The sequence below is a fragment of the Rhizobium rhizogenes NBRC 13257 genome, assembly GCF_000696095.1.
GTDB lineage: Bacteria > Pseudomonadota > Alphaproteobacteria > Rhizobiales > Rhizobiaceae > Rhizobium > Rhizobium rhizogenes.
This window is the reverse complement of record NZ_BAYX01000007.1, coordinates 46,775-64,386: the sequence shown is the minus strand read 5'-3', so window position 1 is coordinate 64,386 and position 17,612 is coordinate 46,775. Positions and strand designations below refer to the sequence as shown.

At 61.4% G+C, this 17,612-nt stretch carries 19 protein-coding genes; 4 read left to right on the top strand and 15 right to left on the bottom strand.

The window, feature by feature from the left end; translation table 11 throughout:
* Positions 1-27: 27 nt before the first annotated feature.
* Genes RRH01S_RS16645 through RRH01S_RS16630 form a run of 4 tightly spaced genes read right to left on the bottom strand, consistent with a single transcriptional unit; the run spans position 28 to position 3,184 of the window.
* Positions 28-1,161: an ABC transporter permease gene (locus tag RRH01S_RS16645; RefSeq protein WP_042473180.1), complete on the bottom strand. Its 1,134-nt coding sequence runs from the start codon at positions 1,159-1,161 to the stop codon at positions 28-30.
* Positions 1,158-2,045, bottom strand: a complete 888-nt coding sequence (locus RRH01S_RS16640; protein WP_012652099.1) for an ABC transporter permease — start codon at positions 2,043-2,045, stop codon at positions 1,158-1,160. Before RRH01S_RS16640 ends, RRH01S_RS16645 begins: the two co-directional genes overlap by 4 nt.
* A gap of 2 nt (positions 2,046-2,047) precedes the next feature.
* A complete protein-coding gene (locus RRH01S_RS16635; RefSeq protein ID WP_012652098.1) occupies positions 2,048-2,383 on the bottom strand; it encodes a membrane protein in 336 nt (111 codons plus the stop codon).
* 9 nt (positions 2,384-2,392) lie between these two features.
* Positions 2,393-3,184 (bottom strand): ABC transporter ATP-binding protein, encoded by a 792-nt coding sequence (locus RRH01S_RS16630; protein WP_007689899.1) that lies wholly within the window; start codon positions 3,182-3,184, stop codon positions 2,393-2,395.
* 123 nt (positions 3,185-3,307) lie between these two features.
* Between RRH01S_RS16630 and RRH01S_RS16625 the strand changes: the two genes are divergently transcribed.
* A complete protein-coding gene (locus RRH01S_RS16625) occupies positions 3,308-3,721 on the top strand; it encodes a cupin domain-containing protein (protein WP_012652096.1) in 414 nt (137 codons plus the stop codon).
* 30 nt (positions 3,722-3,751) lie between these two features.
* On the opposite strand, the gene hydA is transcribed toward RRH01S_RS16625, so the two are convergent.
* Complete coding sequence (hydA, locus tag RRH01S_RS16620; protein ID WP_012652095.1) at positions 3,752-5,206, bottom strand: dihydropyrimidinase; 1,455 nt, start codon at positions 5,204-5,206, stop codon at positions 3,752-3,754.
* A 49-nt stretch (positions 5,207-5,255) separates the two neighbouring features.
* Complete coding sequence (locus RRH01S_RS16615; protein WP_034517747.1) at positions 5,256-6,509, bottom strand: Zn-dependent hydrolase; 1,254 nt, start codon at positions 6,507-6,509, stop codon at positions 5,256-5,258.
* A 301-nt stretch (positions 6,510-6,810) separates the two neighbouring features.
* Here RRH01S_RS16615 and RRH01S_RS16610 point away from each other — a divergent pair, with 301 nt between their 5' ends.
* Positions 6,811-7,455 (top strand): TetR family transcriptional regulator C-terminal domain-containing protein, encoded by a 645-nt coding sequence (locus RRH01S_RS16610; RefSeq protein WP_007689892.1) that lies wholly within the window; start codon positions 6,811-6,813, stop codon positions 7,453-7,455.
* Positions 7,456-7,517: 62 nt separating this feature from the next.
* Here RRH01S_RS16610 and preA read toward each other — a convergent pair whose 3' ends face one another.
* From preA to RRH01S_RS16590, 4 genes are all read right to left on the bottom strand, one after another.
* Complete coding sequence (gene preA, locus RRH01S_RS16605) at positions 7,518-8,831, bottom strand: NAD-dependent dihydropyrimidine dehydrogenase subunit PreA (RefSeq protein WP_007689890.1); 1,314 nt, start codon at positions 8,829-8,831, stop codon at positions 7,518-7,520.
* 13 nt (positions 8,832-8,844) lie between these two features.
* The gene (locus RRH01S_RS16600; protein WP_042473177.1) at positions 8,845-10,206 is read right to left on the bottom strand and encodes an NAD(P)-dependent oxidoreductase; all 1,362 of its coding nucleotides are present in this window, start codon (positions 10,204-10,206) and stop codon (positions 8,845-8,847) included.
* Between the two features lie 508 nt (positions 10,207-10,714).
* A complete protein-coding gene (locus RRH01S_RS16595) occupies positions 10,715-11,707 on the bottom strand; it encodes a sensor histidine kinase (RefSeq protein WP_153510620.1) in 993 nt (330 codons plus the stop codon).
* Positions 11,708-11,893: 186 nt separating this feature from the next.
* Positions 11,894-12,688 (bottom strand): response regulator, encoded by a 795-nt coding sequence (locus tag RRH01S_RS16590; protein ID WP_012652091.1) that lies wholly within the window; start codon positions 12,686-12,688, stop codon positions 11,894-11,896.
* A gap of 266 nt (positions 12,689-12,954) precedes the next feature.
* On the opposite strand from RRH01S_RS16590, the gene RRH01S_RS16585 reads away from it, so the two are divergent.
* Together RRH01S_RS16585 and RRH01S_RS16580 are read left to right on the top strand one after the other, a co-directional pair.
* Positions 12,955-13,161, top strand: a complete 207-nt coding sequence (locus RRH01S_RS16585) for a NepR family anti-sigma factor (protein WP_007689881.1) — start codon at positions 12,955-12,957, stop codon at positions 13,159-13,161.
* Positions 13,162-13,172: 11 nt separating this feature from the next.
* Positions 13,173-13,724 carry an RNA polymerase sigma factor gene (locus RRH01S_RS16580; RefSeq protein WP_007689879.1) on the top strand — a complete coding sequence of 184 codons (552 nt, stop codon included), beginning with the start codon at positions 13,173-13,175 and terminating at the stop codon, positions 13,722-13,724.
* 99 nt (positions 13,725-13,823) lie between these two features.
* Here RRH01S_RS16580 and RRH01S_RS16575 read toward each other — a convergent pair whose 3' ends face one another.
* From RRH01S_RS16575 to RRH01S_RS16555, 5 genes are all read right to left on the bottom strand, one after another.
* Entirely contained in the window at positions 13,824-14,228 is a 405-nt protein-coding gene (locus RRH01S_RS16575) for a hypothetical protein (protein WP_034517751.1), read from the bottom strand.
* Positions 14,229-14,237: 9 nt separating this feature from the next.
* Complete coding sequence (locus RRH01S_RS16570; protein WP_012652090.1) at positions 14,238-14,591, bottom strand: ElaB/YgaM/YqjD family protein; 354 nt, start codon at positions 14,589-14,591, stop codon at positions 14,238-14,240.
* A 174-nt stretch (positions 14,592-14,765) separates the two neighbouring features.
* Entirely contained in the window at positions 14,766-15,557 is a 792-nt protein-coding gene (locus RRH01S_RS16565) for a heme ABC transporter ATP-binding protein (protein ID WP_034517753.1), read from the bottom strand.
* A gap of 7 nt (positions 15,558-15,564) precedes the next feature.
* On the bottom strand, positions 15,565-16,674 hold the full coding sequence (locus tag RRH01S_RS16560; protein ID WP_034517755.1) for a FecCD family ABC transporter permease: 1,110 nt from the start codon (positions 16,672-16,674) through the stop codon (positions 15,565-15,567).
* 1 nt (position 16,675) lies between these two features.
* Positions 16,676-17,608 (bottom strand): heme/hemin ABC transporter substrate-binding protein, encoded by a 933-nt coding sequence (locus RRH01S_RS16555; RefSeq protein WP_034517757.1) that lies wholly within the window; start codon positions 17,606-17,608, stop codon positions 16,676-16,678.
* Between the last annotated feature and the right edge of the window lie 4 nt (positions 17,609-17,612).

Sequence of the window (17,612 nt, the reverse complement as noted above, 5' to 3'; positions counted from 1 at the left end):
CCCTGATCCCTTGCCCAGGATCTTAGTCTACGTCTTTCCACCGCGGATAGACGGATGCCAGAACGTCGTCATCCTCTCGAGAATGGCGAAGATGCCGTAGAAGACGGACCCCGCAATTGCGGCGACCGCTATTTCCGCCCAGACCATGTCGAGATTCAGCCGACCGTTTTCGGTCGAGATGCGAAACCCCATACCCGACATGGGTGTACCAAAGAACTCCGCCACGATGGCACCGATCATGGCCAACGTCGAGTTGATCTTTAGCGCATTGAAAATAAAGGGAGCGGCAGCCGGTAGGCGCAGTTTGAACAGCGTTTGCCAATAGCTCGACGCATAGGTCCGCATGAGGTCGCGCTCGATGTTGCCGGCGGCGGTAAGGCCGGCGACGGTGTTCACCAGCATCGGGAAGAAGGTCATGATGACGACGACGGCGGCCTTGGATTGCCAGTCGAAGCCGAACCACATGACCATGATCGGCGCGACGCCGATGATCGGCATCGCCGAGACGAAATTGCCGATCGGCAGCAGGCCACGACGCAGGAAAGCGAAGCGGTCGGCGAGGATGGCGACGATAAAACCGCTGCCGCAGCCGATGATATAGCCAATCAGGACCGATTTGAAGATGGTCTGCTGTATATCGGTCCAAAGTGTTGGAAGCGAGCTGACAATCCTTGCCCCGATGGCGCTCGGCGGCGGCAGCAGAACCAGGGAGACGCCGGCGCCGCGCGTCACCGCCTCCCAGATGATCAGAATCCAGACGCCGAAAATCGCCGGAATCAGCAACCGCAGCCCATAATTGCCGACGGTGGAGTGCGGCCGGGTTGATGACAGCACGGAGACGCAGCGCCAGGCGAGAAGCCAGCCGGCCGCGACCAGCAGGAAGAAGGAGGGCTGAGCCTTGCCCTCGTTGCCGGTGATCTGGGACAACAGCAGCCAGGCGGTTTCGTGCGCGCCCAGAAACAGGATGGCCGCAGTGATAGGCGCCGGCAGAGTAGATTGGGAAAAAATCGCAGTGACGACGATGAGAAAGAAGACGAGTACTACAACGCTCGAAGGGATCGGCTCCGGCGCGCCATCCGCAAACAGCGGTAGCGTGAGCGCGGCGGCAAGGCAGAGCAGGAGGGCAAGAAGACCCTGCCAGGAGAGCTGGAGTAGTTTCATGCCGGTCTCCCTCCCATTGAGTGATTGACGATGCGGGCGGCAATGCCGACGATGGCGACAAGGATCGCCGCAAGTACCGAGCCAGCGACGAGTGCCGCCCAGATGTCGATCGTCTGGCTGTAATAGGAGCCTGCGAGCAGCTTGGCGCCGATGCCAGCGACGGCTCCGGTCGGAAGTTCGCCGACGATGGTGCCAACCAGACTTGCGGCAATCGCCACCTTCATTGACGTGAAGAGGAAGGGGATCGAGGCCGGCACGCGCAGCTTCCAGAAGGTCTGCGACGCACTGGCGTTATAGGTACGCATCAGGTCCAGATGCATGACCTCCGGCGAGCGTAGCCCCTTGGTCATCCCGACGGTGACGGGGAAGAAGGACAGGTAGGTGGAAATCAGTGCCTTGGGGATCAGCCCGTCGATGCCCAAGGCACTGAAGACGACTATGATCGTCGGCGCGATTGCCAGGATAGGGATCGTCTGCGAAGCGATGATCCAAGGCATCAGGCTGCGGTCGAGCGCGACCATATGCACGATGCCAACGGCAAAGAGAATACCGAGCACGGTGCCGAAGGCAAAGCCGACAGCGGTGGGGGCGAGCGTTACCCAGGCATTGTAGACGAGGCTGCGATTGCTGGTCGGGGCTCGCAGAAACGTGTTTTCGAAGACGTTCTGCGCCACCTGATGCGGCGCCGGCAGGATCGGTTTCGGCTGCGCCAGCGTCTTGCCGATGAATTCTATCGTCGTCGAGGTGACGTTGCCGCGCCGGTCGAGATCGCGCTGGAACGGCGCATTGAGGATGACGGCGAAGACGTACCACAGCAGGACGATCGCCAGCACGATGGTCGTCACCGGCAGGAACTTGTGCTTGAAGAACTGCTCCTTCTCCATGCTCACGCCCTCCCTTGCGCTGGAAACAGCATCAGCGCCATGGCGACGATGCCGAGCCCGACGCCGGCCAGTTGCGGCAGGCTCAGCCGCTCGCCGAAGACGACGAAGGCAACAATGTTGACGACCACGAGTTGGGCGATGGAGGAGGCTGATATCGCCAGCCCCAACCCACCCTCGCGCATGAGCCGGATCATCATCAGATTGCCGATGCAATAGAGAACGAGCGCGAATACTAGGACCAGGATGTTGTTGTTGGCGATATAGGTTCGCGAGGCGGTTGCCCCGCCGATGAAGATCGCCATGGCGCCGACGAGCCAGAGGAGGAATTGCGGGGTCATGGTGCGATCCTATTCCTCATAACTATGCCCCGCTCTCAGCCCTTCGCGGACACGATGGGCGATCTCCAGGAATTCCGGCGTTTCGCGAATGTCGAGCGGGCGCTCCAGCGGCAGCGTGGATTCGATGATGTCGGTGACGCGGCCGGGGCGGGGCGACATGACGACGATCTTGGTGGAGAGATAGACCGCCTCCGGGATTGAGTGTGTCACGAAACAGATGGTCTTGTTCGTGCGCTTCCAGAGCTTCAGCAGCTGTTCGTTGAGGTGGTCGCGAACGATCTCGTCGAGGGCGCCGAAGGGCTCGTCCATCAAAAGCAGGTCGGCATCGAAGGCGAGCGCGCGGGCGATCGACGCGCGCTGCTGCATGCCGCCCGAAAGCTGCCAGGGAAATTTCTTCTCGAAACCGGTGAGATTGACCAGATCGAGCGTCTGGGCGATGCGCTTGGCCTGTTCGGCCCTGGCATAGCCCATGATCTCCAGCGGCAAGGCGATGTTCTTTTCGATGGTGCGCCAGGGATAAAGGGCGGGCGCCTGAAAGACATAGCCGTAGGCGCGGGCCTCGCGAGCCTCGTCCGGCGTCATGCCGTTGACCGTGATATCGCCGGAGGTCTTGCGCTCGAGATCGGCGATGACGCGCAGGAACGTGGTCTTGCCGCAGCCGGAGGGTCCGATGAAGGAAACGAAATCGCCCTTGCTCACCTCGAGATCGACATTGCTCAGCGCGTGCACCGGCCCGTCATTGGTCTCGTAGGTGAGACAGAGGTTCCGCGCAGAGACGACGGAGGAAGCGGGCGACGTCATTAACACCTACCAGTCATGTTTTCACCGCGTAGAGCGGCGGATTGCTTGTTATCCTGTTTGGCATTGCGGTAACTTTGGAAGGCAAGGCCGCGGCGCGGCTGCCCGATCCAGAGGAGCAATGCCATGAGTATGTCATCGAAGCCCACCTGCCGTGTCGTGCGGCCTGGCGGCACCTATGCCGGCAAGCAGGGCTTTAGCTATTTCGAGGGGATTGCCGCCGAGACGGTTGGCTCGACAGGCATCTGCATGCATCTTCTGACCATCCCGCCGGGCGGCCGCGCCAAGGCGCATCTGCATGCCGCGCATGAGACGGCGATCTATGCGCTCTCCGGCGAGACACATTGCTGGTTTGGGGACCAGCTGGAAGAGCACGTTATCGTTCGCGAAGGCGAGATGTTCTACATTCCGGCCGGCGTGCCGCATCTGCCCGCCAATCTCAGCGATCAGCCGGCGACGGCCATCATCGCTCGCACAGACCCGAACGAGCAGGAAAGCGTCGTCCTGCTGCCGGATCTGGAGCGATTGGTGCCGCTTTGAGCTGATGGGCAGAAATGCCGGAGCCATGCGCTACACCCCGCTCGCGGGGATACCGCTGCGCTGCACCTTGCGCGGCGCGGTGACTTCCTTCCAGGTCGAAAGTGCCCGGTTGGCGGCGGTGAAGGGCTCGCGCTTGACGAACTCGCCGTGGCCCTGTTGCGTCTTCACCGTGCCGTCCTCGATGGCGACTACGCCGCGGGTCAGGGTATAACGCGGCAGGCCGGTCACTTCCTTGCCCTCGAAGACGTTGTAGTCGATTGCCGACTGCTGCGTCTTGGCGGCAATGGTCTTCGAGCGCTTCGGATCCCAGACGACGATATCCGCATCGGCACCGACGAGGATCGCGCCCTTCTTCGGGTAGCAGTTGAGGATCTTGGCGATATTGGTCGAGGTCACCGCCACGAATTCGTTCATGGTCAGGCGGCCGGTGTTGACGCCGTAGGTCCAGAGCATCGGCATACGGTCTTCGAGACCGCCGGTGCCGTTCGGGATCTTGGTGAAATCGCCAAGGCCAAAACGCTTCTGTTCGGTGGTGAAGGCGCAATGGTCGGTCGCGACCACTTGCAGCGAGCCGGAGGCGAGGCCGGCCCAGAGGCTGTCCTGATGCTGCTTGTTGCGGAAGGGCGGCGACATGACACGGCGGGCGGCATGGTCCCAATCGGCATTGGCATATTCGGTTTCGTCCAGCGTCAGATGCTGGATCAGCGGCTCGCCATAGACGCGCATGCCCTTCTGGCGGGCGCGGCGGATGGCTTCATGGGCCTGTTCGCAGGAGGTGTGGACGATGTAAACCGGGCTGCCCGCCATGTCGGCGATCATGATGGCGCGGTTGGTTGCCTCGCCCTCGACTTCGGCGGGGCGGGAATAGGCATGCGCTTCCGGGCCGTTATTGCCCTCGGCCAGCAGCTTTGCCTGCATCTGCGCCACCACGTCGCCGTTTTCGGCATGGACGAGCGGCAGCGCGCCGAGCTCGGCGCAGCGCTGGAAGGACGAGAACATCTCGTCGTCATCCACCATCAGCGCGCCCTTATAGGCCATGAAATGCTTGAAGGTGTTGATGCCCTTGTCGCGGACGATGGCTTCCATCTCGTTGAAGACCTGCTCGCCCCACCAGGTAATCGCCATGTGGAAGGAGTAGTCGCAGTTCGCCCGTGTCGACTTGTTGTCCCACATGGTCAGCGCTTCGAGCAGCGACTGGCCGGGCGAGGGCAGCGCAAAATCCACTACCATCGTCGTGCCGCCGGCGAGTGCCGCTCGCGTGCCGCTCTCGAAATCGTCAGAGGAATAGGTGCCCATGAACGGCATTTCGAGATGGGTGTGCGGGTCGATGCCGCCCGGCATGACATAACAGCCGGAGGCATCGAGCACTTCGCTACCGGACAGGTTCTGCCCGATCTCGACGATCTTCCCACCCTCGATCTTGACGTCGGCCTTGTAGGTCAGATCGGCTGTAACGATGGTTCCACCCTTGATGACAGTGCTCATGGTGTCTGCTCCCGATATGTGAGATTCTGGTGCTCGGCGAAGACGGGTATCACGCCACGATCTCCGCCGTCTCCACGACCGCGTGGAACAGGACGTCGGCGCCGGCAGCCGCCCATTCCTTTGAAATTTCTTCCGCCTCGTTATGCGACAAGCCGCCGACGCAGGGGCACATGACCATGGTGGCGGGTGCTACCTTGGCGGCCCAGCACGCGTCATGGCCGGCGCCGGAGATGATGTTCATGTGGCTATAGCCGAGCCTCTCGGCGGCGTTGCGCACGGCGGTTACCAGCTTCGGGTCGAAGGTCACCGGCTCGAAATGACCGATGGCCTCGACGGAGCAGCCAACGCCGAGGGCGTCGCAGATCTTTGGCGCTTCAGCTTCGATCTTGGCGCGCATGCGATCAAGCTTGTCCTTGTCGGGCGTGCGGATGTCGACGGTGAAGACCACCTTGCCGGGGAGGACATTGCGCGAATTCGGCGAGAAGAACACCTGTCCGACACCGCCGACGGCGCCCGGCTGATTTTCCATGGCGACGCCCTGCACCATCTCGATGATCCGCGACATGGCAAGCCCGGCATTGACGCGCATGTTCATCGGCGTCGAGCCGGTATGGGCTTCCTTGCCGGTCAGCGTGAATTCCAGCCACCAAAGGCCCTGACAGTGCGTGACGACGCCGATCGTCTTGTCCTCGGCCTCGAGGATCGGACCCTGTTCGATGTGATATTCGAAATAGGCGTGCATCTTGCGGGCGCCGACTTCCTCTTCGCCAAGCCAGCCGATGCGCTTCAGTTCCTCGCCATAGGTCTTGCCATCTGGATCCTTGCGGCCATAGGCGTAATCCAGCGTATGCATGCCGGCGAAGACGCCGGAGGCGAGCATGGCGGGAGCAAAGCGCGCACCCTCTTCATTGGCCCAATTGGTGACCACGATCGGATGCCTGGTCTTGATGCCGAGATCGTTCATCGTGCGAACGACTTCGAGGGCGCCGAGGACACCGAGGACGCCGTCATACTTGCCGCCGGTCGGCTGGGTGTCGAGATGCGAGCCGACATAGATCGGCAGCGCGTCCGGATCGGTGCCGGCGCGGGTGGCGAACATCGTGCCCATCTTGTCGACGCCGACTTTCATACCGGCATCTTCGCACCAGGTTTTGAAAAGGCTGCGGCCTTCGGCGTCGGCATCCGTCAGCGTCTGACGATTATTACCGCCGGCAATGCCGGGGCCGATTTTCGCCATGTCCATCAATGCGTCCCAAAGGCGATCGCCGTTGATACGCATGTTTTCTCCTGGCGCTGCCACCATGATGCAATCCTCACCTGTTTATGCCGGGTCATGCAAGGCGCATGCCCAATTGTTCCCGATGGTCGTTGCCGGAGCGTTTGCTTGTTTTTCTTGCCCCGGAAAATCGCCGGTTGCCTTTGTAAGACATCTGACAGATAATTTGACCGATTGGTAAACATTACAACTTCCGTGGCGGCGCTCAAGACGAAAAGCGCGAAAATTCCCGATAAAATTTCAGGCAATTGCCCAAATTTACAGCGCGGGCAGGGTGCAATGAGAACTTGGCCGAAGGGCTTGGATTTCAAGGAGAAACAGAGCAGACATGGCCATTCCCAGAGCCGCCAGGACCCAGCGCCGCACCCGCATCCAGGAAGAAAAAGAGGAAGTGATACTCGAGGCCGCGCTGGACGTATTTTCCGTCCACGGTTTCCGCGGCTCGACCATCGATCAGATCGCCGATGTCGCCGGCATGTCGAAGCCCAATGTGCTCTATTATTTTCGCACCAAGGAGGCCATGCACCGCGCGCTGATCGACCGCGTGCTGTTCACCTGGCTGGAGCCGTTGCGTGCCTTTGACGCCAATGGCAATCCCGAAAGCGAGATCCGCTCCTATATCCGCCGCAAGCTCGAAATGGCCCGCGACTTCCCACGCGAAAGCCGCCTGTTCGCCAACGAGATGCTGCAGGGCGCGCCGCATATCGAGGACGAGCTTCGCGGTCCGCTGAAGAGTCTCGTCGATGAAAAGGCCGAGGTCATCCGCACCTGGGCCAAGGCTGGCAAGATCGCCAAATGCGACCCCTACCACCTGATCTTCTCCATCTGGTCGACGACGCAGCATTATGCCGATTTCGATGTGCAGGTGCGCGCTGTGCTTGGGCAGGAACATTCGGGAGAAGGGCGCTTCGAGGATGCGGCGCGCTATCTGGAAAAGCTATTTGTCGACGGGCTCGGCATTCGGAGGCCTTAGTTCTTAGCCTTCGCACTTATGTCGACATAAGTGCGAAGGCTCTCTTTGGAACTGACCCCGTGTTACTCCGCCGCCTGCTGCGCCATCGGGTTATTCGGATGGGTCGTCCAGTTGGCGTAGTTCGGGTCGACGATCTTGCCGGTGCGCTTGTCGAGGCTGCCGGCCGGCAGTTCTTCCATGGTGATGCAGTTTTCGACCGGGCAGACGCTGACGCAGAGATTGCAGCCGACGCATTCCTCGTCCATCACCTCGAAATGCCGGGCGCCATCCACCATGTTGGTGATCGCCTGGTGCGAGGTATCTTCGCAGGCGATGTAGCAACGGCCACACTTGATGCAGGCGTCCTGGTCGATCTTGGCCTTGGCGATGTAGTTGAGGTTGAGATACTGCCAATCGGAGACGTTCGGCACGGCGCGGGCGATAATGTCGTCCAGCGTGCGATGTCCCTTTTCGTCCATCCAGTCGGAGAGACCTGTAATCATCTCCTGAACGATCTTGAATCCGTAGGTCATCGCCGCCGTGCAGACCTGCACGTTGCCGGCGCCGAGCGCCAGGAATTCGGCCGCGTCACGCCAGGTAGTGATACCGCCAATGCCGGAGATCGGCAGGCCTTGGGTTTGCGGATCGCGGGCGATCTCGGCCACCATGTTGAGTGCGATCGGCTTGACTGCCGGGCCGCAATAGCCGCCATGGCTGCCCTTGCCGCCGACCGTCGGGTTCGGTGCGAAATTGTCGAGGTCGACGGAGACGATCGAGTTGATCGTGTTGATCAGCGACACGGCATCGGTGCCGCCGGCCTTGGCGGCGCGGGCAGGCATGCGGACGTCGGTGATATTCGGCGTCAGCTTGGTGATGACGGGCATGCGGGTATATTGCTTGCACCAGCGCACGACCATTTCGATATATTCCGGCACCTGTCCGACGGCGGCGCCCATGCCGCGTTCCGACATGCCGTGCGGACAGCCGAAGTTGAGCTCGATACCGTCAGCGCCTGTTTCCTCCACCAGCGGCAGGATCGCCTTCCAGGCATCCTCGACGCAGGGAACCATGATCGAGGCGATGAGGGCGCGATCCGGCCAGTTCATCTTCACCTGCTTCATTTCGCGCAGGTTGGTATAGAGGTCACGGTCGGTGATCAGCTCGATATTGTTCAGGCCAAGCAGGCGGCGGTCGGCGCCCCAGATCGCGCCGTAGCGCGGGCCGTTGACGTTGACGACCGGCGGGCCTTCCTCGCCAAGGGTTTTCCAGACGACACCGCCCCAGCCGGCCTTGAAGGCGCGCTCGACATTGTAGGCCTTGTCGGTCGGCGGCGCCGAGGCGAGCCAGAACGGGTTCGGGGATTTGATGCCGACGAAATTATTGCGGAGATCTGCCATATCGATTTCTCCTTCAAGCGACGGCGGCGTTCGGCTGCGCAGAGGCAGCGAGCGCGTGGTTGATGGATTCGGCCGCGTCGCGACCCTGTGCGACAGCCGAGACCGTCAGGTCGTCGCCGCCGAGCACGCAGTCGCCGCCGGCCCATACGTGGTCGAGCGAGGTGCGGCCTTCGCCGTCAATGGCGATGCGGCCGGCTTCCATGCGCAATGCCCCGAGGCCGGAGGCTTCGAAGGTCTGGCCGATGGCCTTGAAGATCTGGTCAGCGGCGATGACACCGAGATCGCCGGTGCCGGTGAGCTTGGCGTCGCGCAGTTCGGTATATTCCACCTCGATGCCGGCGACCTTGCCGTCCTTGTCGAGAATGCGCTTCGGCGCCAGCCAATGGCGGATCATCACGCCTTTGGAGGCAGCGAGATCCTGCTCATACTCGGAAGCATTCATGTGCTCCTTGCCGCGGCGATAACAGATCGTCACCTCTTCGGCGCCGAGCAGCTTTGCCTGCACGGCGGCGTCGATGGCGGTCATGCCGCCGCCGAGAACGACGACGCGGCGGCCGATGGCGATATCGGCCTTGTCGTTCGCCTGGCGAAGGCCGGCGATATAGGCGACCGCATCGGCGACGCCATCGAGATCCTCGCCTTCTGCGCGCAGCGCGTTGACGCCGGCAAGGCCGAGGCCGAGGAAGACGGCGTCATATTGCGAGGCGAGATCGGCGAGGCTGAAATCGCGGCCGAGCGCCTGGCCGTTCTTCACCTCGATGCCGCCGATCGACAGCACGTAATCGACTTCCTTCTGCGCGAAATCGTCGACCGCCTTGTAGGTGGCGATGCCGTATTCGTTGAGGCCGCCGGCCTTTTCGCGGGCGTCGAAGATTACGACCTCGTGACCCTTCACCGCAAGGCGATGGGCGCAGGCAAGGCCGGCGGGACCGGCGCCGACGACGGCGATCTTTTTGCCGCTCGAAGCGGCGCGGGCGTAGAACTGCTTGTTCTCGGCCATGGCTATATCGGTCGCGTAGCGCTGCAGGCGGCCGATCTCGACCGGGCGCTCCTCGGCAGTATTGCGCACGCAATCCTGCTCGCAGAGCTGTTCGGTGGGACAGACGCGGGCGCACATGCCGCCCAGGATGTTCTGGTCGAAAATCGTCTTGGCCGAGCCGATCGGATTGCCCGTCGAGATCTGACGGATAAACAGCGGAATGTCGATGGAGGTGGGACAGGCCGTCATGCACGGCGCGTCGTAGCAGAAATAACAGCGGTCGGCAGCGACCAGCGCCTCGTGATCGTTCAGGCGCGGATGAAGATCGGAGAAGTTCGCTTCATATTCGGCGGGCGTCAGCCGGCCTTTATGAATCCCAGTTTCCAGTCGTCCCATTGAAGTTCCCTCTTATAGTAAACGGCCAGTGGAACAAACGGTAACTCAGGATAAAAAATTTATCAAACGGTAAAATTTTGGATTTCGCTTTCGTCGAAGTAGAAATGTTGGTCTCTACCGCACGGTGCTGAACCTGGCCGGAGGGTTTCTACTAAGGGTATGTTTTGTATTTTGTATTCTTGAGTTTCTGATCGGGGAAAGATCAAAAAACTTAACTGTAATAGTCCGGAATTATGGAGAAGCTCTCAAGGCGTGCGTCGGCTGTCGTTGCCCCCTTCGAGATGGGCGGCGGACGCATGAGAAGAAAATCAAAATTTTTTGAAAAAGATGGGAACCAAGGCCCCGGCGCCGTCGTTTAGAGAATGCTTGGTGATGAGTGCATCAGTTGATGCACGCCCCCAACATCGTTACCGGGCAACTACTCACGGTCCCCTCCCGATGAGTGAAAAGCAGCCAGTGCGCCGCCCTCGCACTGGCTGTTTTCATTTGTCGTTCTCATGAGCTGCGCTCAGCTGCGGCGGAGGATTTCGTATTCGCTTTCAGGGATGATCAGGCGATAGCCGATGCTGTCGTCGCCGATGGAGAAATCGGCGCGGCCGTTCATGGAGCTCGGGACCACGCGCTCGAGCACGGTGCGGCTGAAGCTATTATCCTCGAATTCGTGGTCGGCAGGGAAATAGAAGCGTTCCGACCAGGCGACCTCGATCGCTTTCTTGCCGTCGAGTTCGGATTCCCTGCAATTCAGCGTGATGCTCGTGGCGCCCGCGGAAATGGCACCGTGCGAGGCGGAATTGACAATCAGTTCGTGCAGGGCAAGGCCGAGATGCACGGCGGCATTCGGCGTCAGATGCGCGTTGATCCCGTAGATCGGCATGGGTACGCCAGCATCGGGCCAGTAGGGGGCGAATTGCTTTTCGGCAAGTTCGAACAGATAGGCGCCGCGCCAGCTGGAATCGGTGATCAGGTCCTGAGAATTCGACAGAGACTGCAGGCGACCGCGGAACTTGATGAGGAAATTGTCGATCGTCAGCGTATGGCGGGCTGTCTGGGTTGCGATGCCCTGGATGATTGCCAGTAGGTTCTTGGAGCGATGCGATAGCTCACGCAGCAGCGATTTCAGGACCTTTTCGCGGTGGCGCGTCTCGGTGACCTCGGAGATGACGGAGAGCAGGCCCTGCGGCTTGCGCCCGCCTATGCGCTCGATCTTCAGCTCGTAGATGCGTACGCCGTCGCCGGTTGGAAGCTCCACTTCCGCGCTGGCGGGCTTGCCGCTTTCCAGCACGCCACGCTTGAGCTGCAGCAGGTGCGCGCCGTCCTTCTCGCCGAAGAGGTGCAGGTCGGTGCCGCCGATGATCAGGGATGGTTTCAGGTGGTCGGGCAGGTTTTCGGCATAGCGGATCGCAAGGGTCGTATCCTGAAAGAGGATCGAGATGCCGGCGCTTCCGAGCGCCCGCTCCATCATAGCGGCCTTGCCTTCAAAACTTAAAGGCGCGCCGGACAATGGTTCAGTCGTATTCACCGGTTTGCCTTTCACTCGAATTTCGAGAATCCCGCCAACAGGGCATTCTCCGCCGGAAAAACTCGATCCGGTCCATACATTCACTCGCCATAACAGTCGGTAAAGCGTCCCTTAGCAGCCGGAACGTTCGGTTGCTATCTTTGTTCCGCGACAGGGTGTCGAATCGTGTCAGGCGGCCACCTTTGTGGTTTCGTTGAAGAAAAGCGCCTGGCTGATCAGGGCTTTCACCATGTCCGGATTGAACGGTTTGGTGACGAGGAAGGTCGGCTCGGGGCGTTCGCCGGTCAAAAGACGCTCCGGGAAGGCTGTGATGAAGATGACCGGAATGTTCGATGTCTTGAGGATCTCGTTGACGGCGTCGATGCCGGAGCTGCCATCGGCAAGCTGGATGTCGGCAAGCACCATGCTGGGTTTGGTGGCATTGTGCAGGGCGACAGCCTCCGCATGGGTGCGGGCGATGCCGGTCACGCGATGCCCGAGGCTTTCCACCATCTGTTCGATATCCATCGCGATCAGCGGCTCATCCTCGATGATCATGATATCGGTGGCAACCTGGCGCGAAATCTCCTGCGACGCCTTGTCGAGCAAACTCATGGCTTCGGTTTCCGATACTTCGAGAATGCTGGCGATCTCGCCGAGGCGGAAGTTTTCGACGGAGGCAAGAAGAAAGGCCTGACGGGCGATCGGCGACACCTTTGCGAGGTTTATCGAAGCGCGCTGCTCCCAGGCATAGGGCGACGTCGGTTCGGGAATCTGGATCGCCGAGGAACCGAAGAGCTTGGTGAAGAGTTTATAAAGGGCGACGCGATCGTTGGATGTTTCCGGAAAGATGGAGAGATCGCTGATGATCGCTTCGAGGACCGCTGCGACATAGGCGTCTCCCGAAGTCTGTGTCCCGGTCAACGCGCGGGAGTAGCGGCGCAAGTACGGAAGATGCGGCGCAATGCGTGTGGAAAGTGTCATTAATGGCTCCCGCCTTTTAATCAATTCTTAATTGAAACACAGCCTCCGAGCTGCAATGACAAAGAAACGCCAGTTTGGTAAAAAAGTTCCTCTGCACCGGAACTTTTTTTAGGCAATGGCATTACCCTGCCAACGAACAGTAGGTTTCATCCTCTTCCGAATTCGGCTCGAAACGGACGTGGGCGAGGCAGATTGGTCTCCCAGACCAGGGCATATAGGCGCACCCGACCCATGAACGCGAGAAAATGCGGAAGCGAGCAGGCCAAATGACCACCCAAAATCAAGAGGAAACGGACCGGAACCGCGCAGATCTGCGCGCTGCCGATATCCTCGATCCCAACAATCAGATCGGCAACCGGCTGCGCTCCTTCTACGCCGCGGTGCAAGACGAGGCTATCCCCGATCGCTTTCTCGATCTGCTCGAGAAACTGGATCAGGTTGAACGCTTGGCTTCCGCAAAAGTCTCCGATTGAGGGGAAGCATCATGGAACAGCAACCGAGCTTCAAGCGCGAACTCCTGGCTGCCCTGCCGAGCCTCCGTGCCTTCGCCATTTCGCTCACCGGCCGTCACGACCGGGCCGATGATCTCGTGCAGGATACCATCATGAAAGCCTGGGCGAAGCAGGATCATTTCGAGATGGGCACCAACATGAAGGCCTGGCTCTTCACCATCCTGCGCAACGAGCTTTACAGCCAGATGCGCAAGAGCGGCCGCGAGGTACAGGACAGCGATGGCCTGTTCACCGAATCGATGGCGACGCATCCTTCCCAATATGGCGCACTCGACCTGCAGGATTTCCGCAAGGCGCTGGATCAGCTGCCGCCCGATCAGCGCGAAGCCATCATCCTCGTCGGCGCTTCCGGTTTTTCCTATGAGGAAGCAGCCGAGATCTGCGGTTGTGCCGTTGGCACCATCAAGAGCCGCGTCAATCGCGCCCGCCAGCGTCTGCAGGAAGTGCTACAGATTTCAGGAGAGGCGGATTTCGGCCCGGACGCCACGTCCGCGCCGCTGACCTCCAAGGCGTTTGCCTTCTGAGATTGCAATCAGCCCGCACGATCACTCATGATGGTGCGGGCTGGTCACTTTATGCGTTTGCGCGCAGTCGCGAACCCCATCGAGCGGCTGGGCCGCCGCTCAATCATCCCGTTTTTTCGTTCCAAGCAGGTTGCCGAACACCAGTGCCGTGGCGATGGCGGCGGTCAGCAGCGGCTGTGTCTTTGCAAGGCCGAGCGCGGCGACGGCCATGGTCTCCAAGGAGGCGCGGCGTTCACGGGCACGGCGCTCTTCCTGCTTGTTGAGGATCGCCATGATGACCAGGACGATCAATCCGAGCAGCAGCGCGCCGGCGGCGAGCAGCAGCGCCGAGATGGCGGCACCATAGATGGTCGCGAGCCATATGGCGGCGGCCACCAGTGCGAAGCCATAGGCCGTGAGAAGAAGGATCGCGGCAATGGCGACAAAAATACCGTTGCGCTTGGTGCGCGCAACGGTACGGTTCAGTGTGCCCGACAGGAGCAGGCTGAGGATTGGAGCGAGCATCGCGGCTCCTTAGCGGCGGGACAGAAGCAGGGCGATTGCCAGACCGAAGATCGTAGCGGCCCCGATGGTTGCGACCGGATGCTGCCGGACGGTCCTGCGCATTTCGCGTGAACCCTTGGCGTAGCCTCGCTGCAGCTCATGCAGCAGGTCCTCGCCGCGTGCCGTCAGATCTTCCAAGCCGGTCTCCGCGCGGGCTCGCATCGTCTCGCCCTGCTTGGCGCTGCTTTCACCGACGATCTTGGCAAAAGCGGCAATCTCGCTGCGCAGATGTGCGATCTGCTCCTCGATGCTGGTTTCCATATCGTGCAGGGTGCTGCTGCCGTTGCGCTTGGCTTTCGCTGAATGGAGGATGGATGTGGCCATGGTCTTTCTCCCTTGCGTCTTTGCTCTGGCGCCGGGAACGGCGCGCTGGCTGTTGCGATGACCGAATGCTGCCAGACATGTTGCGCCGTCAGGCGCGCAGAAAATCGATCCGGGTCACCCGTCAACAACGCGGCGATGCAACGAAAGGTTCCAGACTTTGCAACGAAAGCGAGTTCAGTCGCCAAGCGCACTGTGGGCGAGGACGAAGGGAGCGCCGTCGCTGGGAGTGCGGTTGACCCTCAGCGCGCAGCCGAAAACATCCAGCAGATGCCGGTCTGTCAGGACCTCGGCGACCGGGCCGGCTGCTTGCAGCTGGCCATTCTTGAGCAGTACCATCTGGTCGGCGAAAAGCGCGGTAAGGTTGAGATCGTGCATCACGGCGATGACACCGCCGCCGCGCTGACAAAATTGCCGGGCAAGCGTCATGATCGTCAACTGATGGCTGATGTCGAGGCTGGAGACCGGCTCGTCGAGCAGCAGCCAGCATGGCTTGCCGTCGATGACGGGCTCCGAGATCTGGCAGAGCACGCGCGCGAGCTGGACGCGCTGCTGTTCGCCGCCGGAAAGTTCCTGATAGAAGCGTCCCTCGAAGCCTGTGAGATCGACGGAGGCAAGCGCATCGGCGGCGATACGGTCGGCCTGGTCGGGATGGCGATTGCGTCCGGTCGTCAGCCCCATGCGGACGATTTCGCGGACGGTGAAGGGAAAGGAGATGGTGTTTGCCTGCGGCAGCACGCCGCGTATTTCCGCCAGTTGCCACGGCTGGAGGCTGCCGATCTCCGTCGTATTGAGGCGCACCGAGCCCTGATAGGCAAGCTCACCGGAAATGGCCTTCATTGTCGTCGTCTTGCCGGAACCGTTCGGTCCGCAGATCGCCGTGAGGGCGCCGGGTTCGGCGATGAAGGAGACGTCCTGCACGACTGTTTTGCCGGCAAGCCGGACGGAAAGGTTCGAGACGTCGATCATCGAGAACTCACAGGCTGAGGCGCGAGCGCTGCCGAAGCAGCATCCACAGGAAGAACGGCCCCCCGACGCTGGCGGTGATGATGCCGATCGGCAGTTCCGCCGGCGAGACGATGGTGCGGGCAACCACATCGGCGATGATCAGCAGGGAGCCGCCGAGCAGGGCCGAGGCCGGCAGCAGGAAACGATGGTCCGGACCGATCACCATGCGCAGGATATGCGGCACGATGATGCCGATGAAGCCGATGCCGCCGCTGACCGCGACGGAAGCGCCGACTGCGGCGGCGGCGCTGACGATGGCGATATTCTTCAAACGCTGGACGGCGATGCCCATGTGGAAGGCTGCGGCTTCGCCGAGTGTCAGCGCGTTGAGGCCGCGCGCCATGAACGGCAATGGCAGCATGGCAAGGACGATGATGGGGCCGGCTGCGACGATCTTGCTCCAGGTCGAACCGGCAAGTGAGCCCATGCTCCAGAAGGTGAGATCACGCAACTGCCGATCATCGGCCATGTAGATCAACAGGCCGGTTGCCGCCAGCGCCAGCGAGCCGATGGCGATGCCGGCGAGAAGCATGGTGGCGATCGATGTTTGCCCATGCCGCGTTGCTACCTTGTAGAGGATGATCGTCGTGGCAAGGCCGCCGATGAAGGCGGCGATGGGCAGGGCGAAGATGCCCAGGAGATGCGTGACCGGCGCGAGGATGCCAGCGCCCAGGACGATCATTCCGACTGCCCCGAGACTGGCGCCCGCCGAAATGCCGATCAGGCCGGGATCGGCCAGGGGATTGCGGAACAGGCCCTGCATGACCGCGCCGGAGACGGCAAGCCCGCCGCCGATCAGGAAGCCGAGGATGGCGCGGGGCAGGCGGATATCGAAGATGATGATGCGGTCACGGCTGCTGAGCGCGCTATCCGCGCCGCTGCCGACCATGCTGCGGATGACATCGCTGATCGACGCATTCGAGGCGCCCATGGTGATCGAGAAGGCGAAAGCGAGCACGGAGGCGACCGCGAGGCCGGCGAGGACGAGGAGGGCGAGCAGCGTGCGGTCGCCCTCGCGACGGCGGGTCGTTCCGTGCGACATGTGCTTCAGCTCCGCCACGACCTCGCTGAGCGCCATGTCAGCCTCCGTAGATCGCCGCGTTCAGCTCGCGTACGGCGCTGGCGGTGCGGGGTCCGAAGCCCAGGAGATGCAGGCCGTCCATGCGGACGATTGCCTTGTGGCTGGCCGCGGGCGTCAGCGAAATCGCCGGCTGCTTCAACAGGTCCTCGTCCTTCATCGACAGCGGGCCTTCGCGATCCATGATCAGGATGATGTCGGGCTTGGCCTCGATGATGGCTTCGTCCGTCAGCGGCTTGTAACCGGAAAAGCTGCCGACCGCGTTGATCGCGCCGGCAAGCTTGATGATGCCACTGGCGGCGGTATTGTCGCCGGAGGCGAGGATCTTGCCGTTCTGGTTGCTGAGGATGAAGAGCACGCGCTTGCGCTCGGCCTCCGGACGCTTTTCGGAATTGGCAATGGCGGCATCGAGATCGGCGGCGACCTTGCCTTCCAGCGCCTTTGCCTTGTCCGGCACGCCGAGCAGCGAGCCGATGACGTCGATCTTCTTCAGGATGCCGTCACGGTCGTAGGTCTGCGGCACGGTTTCGAAGGGCAGGCTGGCATTGCGCAGCACGGCGAGCGCCTCCGGCGGGCCGGAGCCCTCAACGGCGATGATGGCGGTCGGATTGACGGCAAGGATGCCCTCCGGCGACAGCGCGCGCATATAGCCGACATCAGGCAGCTTGGCTGCGGCTTCCGGATAGTTGCTGGTGGAGTCGCGGGCGATGAGCCGCTTTTCCTCGCCGAGTGCATAAATGATCTCGGTGACATCGCCGCCGACCGAGACGAGCCGCGATGTGTCGATCTTTGGCACCTCGGCTGCATGGGCGTGCTGGACCAGGCTATAGTTGCCCTTGATCGGGCTGACGGGCACCAGCGGTAGGATCATCACCACGGCGGTGAGCGCGATTTCCCACGGCTTGATGCGCTTGATATTGGTCAACATCGTCATGGTT

Bases quoted from the DNA above. Each gene is read 5' to 3' on its own strand.
- RRH01S_RS16645 (WP_042473180.1), bottom strand. From the start codon at position 1,161: ATGAAACTACTCCAGCTCTCCTGGCAGGGTCTTCTTGCCCTCCTGCTC.
- RRH01S_RS16640 (WP_012652099.1), bottom strand. From the start codon at position 2,045: ATGGAGAAGGAGCAGTTCTTCAAGCACAAGTTCCTGCCGGTGACGACC.
- RRH01S_RS16635 (WP_012652098.1), bottom strand. From the start codon at position 2,383: ATGACCCCGCAATTCCTCCTCTGGCTCGTCGGCGCCATGGCGATCTTC.
- RRH01S_RS16630 (WP_007689899.1), bottom strand. From the start codon at position 3,184: ATGACGTCGCCCGCTTCCTCCGTCGTCTCTGCGCGGAACCTCTGTCTC.
- RRH01S_RS16625 (WP_012652096.1), top strand. From the start codon at position 3,308: ATGAGTATGTCATCGAAGCCCACCTGCCGTGTCGTGCGGCCTGGCGGC.
- hydA (WP_012652095.1), bottom strand. From the start codon at position 5,206: ATGAGCACTGTCATCAAGGGTGGAACCATCGTTACAGCCGATCTGACC.
- RRH01S_RS16615 (WP_034517747.1), bottom strand. From the start codon at position 6,509: ATGGTGGCAGCGCCAGGAGAAAACATGCGTATCAACGGCGATCGCCTT.
- RRH01S_RS16610 (WP_007689892.1), top strand. From the start codon at position 6,811: ATGGCCATTCCCAGAGCCGCCAGGACCCAGCGCCGCACCCGCATCCAG.
- preA (WP_007689890.1), bottom strand. From the start codon at position 8,831: ATGGCAGATCTCCGCAATAATTTCGTCGGCATCAAATCCCCGAACCCG.
- RRH01S_RS16600 (WP_042473177.1), bottom strand. From the start codon at position 10,206: ATGGGACGACTGGAAACTGGGATTCATAAAGGCCGGCTGACGCCCGCC.
- RRH01S_RS16590 (WP_012652091.1), bottom strand. From the start codon at position 12,688: ATGACACTTTCCACACGCATTGCGCCGCATCTTCCGTACTTGCGCCGC.
- RRH01S_RS16585 (WP_007689881.1), top strand. From the start codon at position 12,955: ATGACCACCCAAAATCAAGAGGAAACGGACCGGAACCGCGCAGATCTG.
- RRH01S_RS16580 (WP_007689879.1), top strand. From the start codon at position 13,173: ATGGAACAGCAACCGAGCTTCAAGCGCGAACTCCTGGCTGCCCTGCCG.
- RRH01S_RS16575 (WP_034517751.1), bottom strand. From the start codon at position 14,228: ATGCTCGCTCCAATCCTCAGCCTGCTCCTGTCGGGCACACTGAACCGT.
- RRH01S_RS16570 (WP_012652090.1), bottom strand. From the start codon at position 14,591: ATGGCCACATCCATCCTCCATTCAGCGAAAGCCAAGCGCAACGGCAGC.
- RRH01S_RS16565 (WP_034517753.1), bottom strand. From the start codon at position 15,557: ATGATCGACGTCTCGAACCTTTCCGTCCGGCTTGCCGGCAAAACAGTC.
- RRH01S_RS16560 (WP_034517755.1), bottom strand. From the start codon at position 16,674: ATGGCGCTCAGCGAGGTCGTGGCGGAGCTGAAGCACATGTCGCACGGA.
- RRH01S_RS16555 (WP_034517757.1), bottom strand. From the start codon at position 17,608: ATGACGATGTTGACCAATATCAAGCGCATCAAGCCGTGGGAAATCGCG.